Source organism: Companilactobacillus suantsaicola, assembly GCF_004745525.1.
Lineage (GTDB): Bacteria > Bacillota > Bacilli > Lactobacillales > Lactobacillaceae > Companilactobacillus > Companilactobacillus suantsaicola.
Genome location: NZ_RKLY01000014.1, coordinates 59,820 through 65,854 on the forward strand (window position 1 = coordinate 59,820; position 6,035 = coordinate 65,854).

Genomic DNA, 6,035 nt, shown 5'->3' on the forward strand with positions numbered 1-6,035 from the left:
ATCTTACTATCTTGTTTAGTTATTCAGCATAAAAGAAACAGGATTAGTTTCATTTTGATCATAGAAGATAAACTTATCGGGACGATGATGTGAAACGGTATATTCAAACATCGTGCCATCATTGGTGAATGAGTAGTTAGTCACAATTGGAATGGCGTTGTAAGTCTTCAAATCGAGATATTTTTTATCCTGTTCATCAGCTAGTCCAATCGTTAAAATTCGCTTGGTAGTGGCGATTGGTTCATTCAAAACCTCGTTTAAATATTTGTAAACAGAATCTTGAGCGATGTTGATAGTTAAATCTTTAACTACTTTTCGCATGAAATAATTCTCTTCCACAATGTAATTGTCAGAGCCAATTGAACGAAGTCGCTTGATGTAATAAACGGGTGTACCAATAGGGAAGGTACTCTCCAATGACAACTTTTTGTCGACCTCAATTTCATCGAAAAGTAAAACAGTAGTCTTAAATTTAATTTTATTGCGATCCGCCATTTGGGAAAATGAGTGATTGCCATTTTTGATCAAATCATTTTCTAAATGTGAGTTGTAAATGACAATAACGCCTTTGCCACGAACACTTTGAACGTAACCGTCGGCACCTAATTTTTTAATGGCACGTCGTAGAGTGTTACGTGAGCAATTGTATTGAAGGACCAAATTTGTTTCTGAAGGCAGTTTGTCCTGATATTGAAATTCGTCCTGTTTAATCCGATTTTTCAAGTCAGCGTAAATTGAATCGTATTTATTATTAGGAATAATATCCACCTCCAAAAATAGTTATATCTATAATTATTGTCTATTTAATCCTTTTTTACAAATCCAATTCGTTAGCAAAGTAAAGAAAGGCACTAGCGGTCCATGAGAATGACTTATCACGCAAACCGACGCCAGTTTTAGCATCAAAATTTTCTGCAAAGCCGTAAGTTTTCACAGTTTGGCAGAATTTTGATGCTATTTCTTTAGCCAAAGTAGTTTCACCAGCATCTTTTAAAGCTTCATACACAATGACTGAAGATGGTCCCCAAATTGGACCCCGCCAGTAGGCATCAGCTTGATACAACGGACTGTCGATTGCTTCGGTAGCGACGCCGAAGTTCGTAATAAAGTGTTGCTTCAGTTCGTCGACGATGGCCTGCTTTTTAGTTTTGTCTAGATCAGCGCTGATTATTAAGGAAACTAGTGGCAATAAACTTTGGGAGGTAATCTTTTTACCAGTGAACATCTCTCTTGCCACGGGTAATGGGGATTCATCAAAGAAATAGTTATTAAATTTTGCTAGTAAAATGGCTTTTTTCTTTGACCAATATTCAATTTTTTCAACTTGATTAGTCTGGGTGCTCAGCTTGATCAAGTAATTCATGGCAAAAATCAGATAAGCGGACAAATCAGGGGAGTCGACGACGGTGTTGCTGCTGAAAACGGTGCTATTGTCCTGGCCACTGTCGTTTCCGTGGTCGTACTCGCAAATGCCATCTTCATTAGAATCCTTAAACTCCAAATAAAATTCGACTTGCTTAGCGATCCATTGATAAATTACGCGTAATTGTGCTTGATCGAACTTTTCTTTTTGAGCCATTTTTTGGAAAGTGAAGGCATGAATTGGCGGCTTGGAGAAGTTCCATCTGATAGTACTGTCACTCACAGAACCAGGAAGTTGACCAAATTGATCTTGATGATCGAAGATAACTTTCATCTGGTCCCAAGCTAATTGGTCATCGACTCCAGCCAAAGCTAGTGCCATGAAGCAATGATCCCAACTCCAAACGCCAGGGAACTTGTTATTAGAAGCGTAAATCGCCGATTCTTTCAAATTACCTAGTGGATTGACGATGGCCGACCAGAGGGTATAAATTGCATCAAGTTGAACATGTTTAAGACTGGGTTGAACAGGTTTGAACTGTTTAGCAAAACTAGTGAAGTTCTCTGCAGCAATTTTGGCAATTGTTTCAAAGTTAATCTCTTCAGCAACTGGTTTAGCCATATTGGTTGGAATATCTTGGACGACTGCTAAAAATGACGAATCGTCTAGGGCAGGCTTGATGTCAATAATTGAGCTATTATTTGCAGTTTTACTACTACCGGTAGTATCGACAGAAAGTGACTGACTCAGGTTGGTAGAACCTGTGGAAGTGTAAATTAGATACTTGGTTAAATTCTTGTAACTGTTGACAATGTAGTAAGGAGCATTCTTTTTACCTAATTTGTAACTGTATTCGAAATTGTATTTGGGATGAGCTTCAAAGCGGATTCCTAAGTTGTCTTGACTGTAAAAGACTAATTTTTGAGCTGTATCGAAACAAATTTTGACATTGCCGAAATCGGTTTTTAACTCCAAGAGAGTGTAATTTTCTACTATTCGAAACGGAATCGCCTTATTATCATGGGTAACAAGGATTTCTAAGCTATCCATATTATTCTTGGAAATTCCGTGGAGTGATTGCAACCAAAGCTTTTCGTCATGTCTAAAGATTGACATATAGGCACCACGGTAACTAAAGGGGACTAAATTTATATTCATATTTCTTTCACCTACTAAGTTAAACATCTTATTATAATGATACCGCTATTACGGCTTTTTGAATACGGATACATTATAACTTGTAAAACTAGTTTAAACAAGTTATACTATGTGTGCTCTTGAAAGTGCATACAAAATTAGGGGAGATGATTCTATGGTTGATATGAAAAGTGACGTTACCAAAATCATTCAATACATCGGTGGCAAGGATAATATTGAATCGGCAACGCACTGTATAACCAGATTAAGACTCATTTTAAAAGACCAAAATAAGGTCAATGATAAAGAACTAGAAAAACTTGATACTGTTCAAGGAACATTTTTGGCAGGTGGACAATTCCAGATCGTGATTGGACCCAGTGTTCCCAAAGTTTATAACGAATTTATCAAGCAAACCGGAGCCAAATCTGAATCTGTTGAAGCTGTAAAAAGTGATGCCCGTTCCAAACAGAATTGGTTGCAACGTCTGGTTAGATTACTGGGAGATATTTTCATCCCCATCATTCCTGCCATTGTCGCAGCTGGTTTGTTAATGGGTATTAATAATGTTTTAAGTAATAAAGGAATCTTTTATCCCAATGCTTCGTTTATCCAGATGCATACTGAATGGAAAGGTGTTAACGACATCATTCAATTGATTGCTCAAACATCTTTCTCATTCTTGCCCGCATTGATCGGTTGGTCAGCGGTTAAAAAGTTTGGCGGTAATCCGTTACTAGGAATCGTTTTAGGATTGATTTTGGTCAACCCAGCTTTGACTAGTGCTTACGATTACGCTTCACATCCAGCCGCAACACCAACTTGGAACCTCTTTGGTTGGCACGTTTCACAAGTCGGTTATCAAGGACAGGTTATTCCAGTCCTAGTGGCTGCCTGGATATTAGTTAAGCTGGAGAAATACTTTGAAAAGCACATTCCGGATGCTTTGCAGCTAGTTTTAGTTTCTCCATTAACGCTTTTGATTACCGGATTTGCTTCATTTCTAGTCGTTGGACCTGTTACGATGGCCGGTGCCAACTTGATTACTAAAGGAGTCGTCTCAGTTTTCAATGCCGTACCAGTTTTAGGTGGTGCGTTGTATGGATTCATCTGCGCCCCATTGGTTATCACCGGGATGCATCACTTGTTTCTCGGAGTTAACCTACAAATGGCCGGAACCCTTGGTTATGTAACGCTTTGGCCAGTTGGTGAACCAGTTACAATGGCTCAAGGTGCAGCTTGTTTAGCTATGGCTTACATCTTCAGAAAGAATGCTAAGAAGAAAAACGTTGCCTGGACTAGTGGTTTGTCATCATTTCTAGGAATTACTGAACCCGCTATTTATGGTGTTAACTTGAAAAATAGATATCCATTCTTAGCCGTTATGCTAGCTGGTACCTTTGGTGGTGCCTGGATGGGCTTTTGGCAAGTTCGTTCAACTAGTGTTGGCGTCGGTGGCGTCTTGAGTTTTCTAAGTGTCTTCCCTAAACAATGGGGATTCTATTTAGCCGGCGAGATCATGACCTTCTTCTTGACTATCGCTTTAACATTGTTGTTCTCCAGAACCAAATTGAATGCGGATAGAAAAGTCGGTTCAAACGAAACTGTTCATGATTTAAACGCCTTTGTCTCGGGTACAACAGAAGCAATTGAACAAGTTCCCGACGAAATGTTTTCCAAGAAACAATTAGGTGATGGCATTGCTATCAATCCTACAAGTGATAAGTTAGTTGCTCCGGCAAATGGTAAGGTAACAGTAATGATGCAAGGTAGCAATCACGCAGTCGGCTTAACCTTAAATGACGGAACAGAAATTTTGCTTCATATCGGAATAGATACCGTCGATATGAAAGGCGACGGCTTTACACCATTAGTTGACGTCAACGAAAACGTCAAAGCCGGACAACCTTTAATCAAATTTGACAGTAAGAAAATTAAAGCAGCTGGTCATAGTAACGTTGTGATCATGGCAATCACGAAACAAGCCGATGATATCAAGACAATTGACTTCATGAAACCAGATCAAGAAGTCAAAGCTGGTAAGAGTATCATCGCCGATATTGCCCATGAAACAGCAACCTCAGCCGTGACAGCATAATAAAAAGAGTTTGAACATTGACTTGTTCAAACTCTTTTTGCGTATATTAAATCTAGGAGATTGCGTAGGGAATTTCCTACGCAATCCTACGCAATCCTACAAAACCCATGCACTGTATTACATTAAAGAATCCTTGATGTCGTGCAACAGATCTTCTGGATTCTCTATTCCGCAAGATAATCTGATCAAGGTTGGCGTGACACCGGCTTTGATGCGGTCACTTTCTGGCATGCACGCGTGGGACATTGACCAAGGATAGGAGAGGATACTTTCAACTCCACCAAGACTGACTGCGACGATGGGAATCGTGACGTTGTGGAAGAGTTGTTCAACTTGCTGTGCATTTTCTAGTTCAAATGAAAGGACAGCTCCACCATTTTTGGCTTGCTTTTGGTTGATGTCAAAGCCGTCATGAGTTGGTAATCCTGGATAGTAAACTTGTTTAACCTTGTCTAACGCTTGTAAATTCTCAGCTAGAAATTGGGCGTTGTGACAAGCTTTTTCCATTCTGACAGCAAGCGTTTTGATACCTCGTAATAAGAGCCAACTTTCCTCAATTCCCGGACAAGAACCGAGGATTCGTTTATTTTTTTCTAAATTTTGAGCAATTTTTTCATCATTAGTTAACGCAATCCCCATCACGATATCACTGTGACCGCCGAGAAATTTAGTTGCGCTGTGAATTACCACGTCACACCCTAATTCAAACGGACTTTGAACTAGTGGTGTCATAAAAGTATTGTCGCAAACACTAATGATATGGTGTTTTTGGGCAATTTGGCAAACTGCTTGAAGATCGGTGATTTTTAACAATGGATTGGATGGAGTTTCTAAGTAAAACATCTTGGTGTTTTCTTGAATTGCTTTTTCCCAAGCCTCGGTGTCGGTTTCATCAATTTGAGTATAAGTGATACCAAAATTATTCATCAAGTCGTGGATCAATTGAAAAGTTCCACCATAAATATCTTTTCCCAAAACGATGTGGTCACCGGATTTTAAAGTTAATAACGTTGCCGAGATGGCACCCATTCCAGATGAGTAAGCAATTCCATACTTGGCTTTTTCTAACGCCATGACTGCTAATTCAGCCGCATGAATAGTTGGATTAGAAAAGCGCGTGTAAGTATATTGGCCAGCTTTTGGGAAGTCATTTTGATGGAAAGTTGAAGTCTGACATTTGGAAATTGAAGCTGCGCCAGTAACCGGATCAAGCATCGGATAACCATGTAGAATCGTTGTATCAGTATGCATGTTAATTTCCTTTCTGTTTTTGTTCACACCCTTCATTGAGGAGTATAACGGAAAAGAAAGCTCTTTGAAACCGATTTCAAAAATAATTTAAAGTAGAATTATGGAGCCAAAAATGGGATTGTAGAGCTTGGGATACGAATGTAGAGCCGAAAATGGGATTGTAGAGCTTGGGATACGAATGTAGAG

At 39.2% G+C, this 6,035-nt stretch carries 4 protein-coding genes; 1 reads left to right on the forward strand and 3 read right to left on the reverse strand.

Annotated elements, in window-relative coordinates:
* Positions 1-15: 15 nt before the first annotated feature.
* The gene (locus EGT49_RS06790) at positions 16-768 is read right to left on the reverse strand and encodes a GntR family transcriptional regulator (RefSeq protein ID WP_246013808.1); all 753 of its coding nucleotides are present in this window, start codon (positions 766-768) and stop codon (positions 16-18) included.
* 46 nt (positions 769-814) lie between these two features.
* A complete protein-coding gene (locus tag EGT49_RS06795; RefSeq protein ID WP_167849775.1) occupies positions 815-2,521 on the reverse strand; it encodes an amylo-alpha-1,6-glucosidase in 1,707 nt (568 codons plus the stop codon).
* A gap of 154 nt (positions 2,522-2,675) precedes the next feature.
* Between EGT49_RS06795 and EGT49_RS06800 the strand changes: the two genes are divergently transcribed.
* The gene (locus EGT49_RS06800) at positions 2,676-4,598 is read left to right on the forward strand and encodes a PTS sugar transporter subunit IIABC family protein (protein WP_218960991.1); all 1,923 of its coding nucleotides are present in this window, start codon (positions 2,676-2,678) and stop codon (positions 4,596-4,598) included.
* Between the two features lie 117 nt (positions 4,599-4,715).
* On the opposite strand, the gene EGT49_RS06805 is transcribed toward EGT49_RS06800, so the two are convergent.
* Entirely contained in the window at positions 4,716-5,849 is a 1,134-nt protein-coding gene (locus EGT49_RS06805; RefSeq protein WP_135372790.1) for a trans-sulfuration enzyme family protein, read from the reverse strand.
* Positions 5,850-6,035 lie beyond the last annotated feature (186 nt).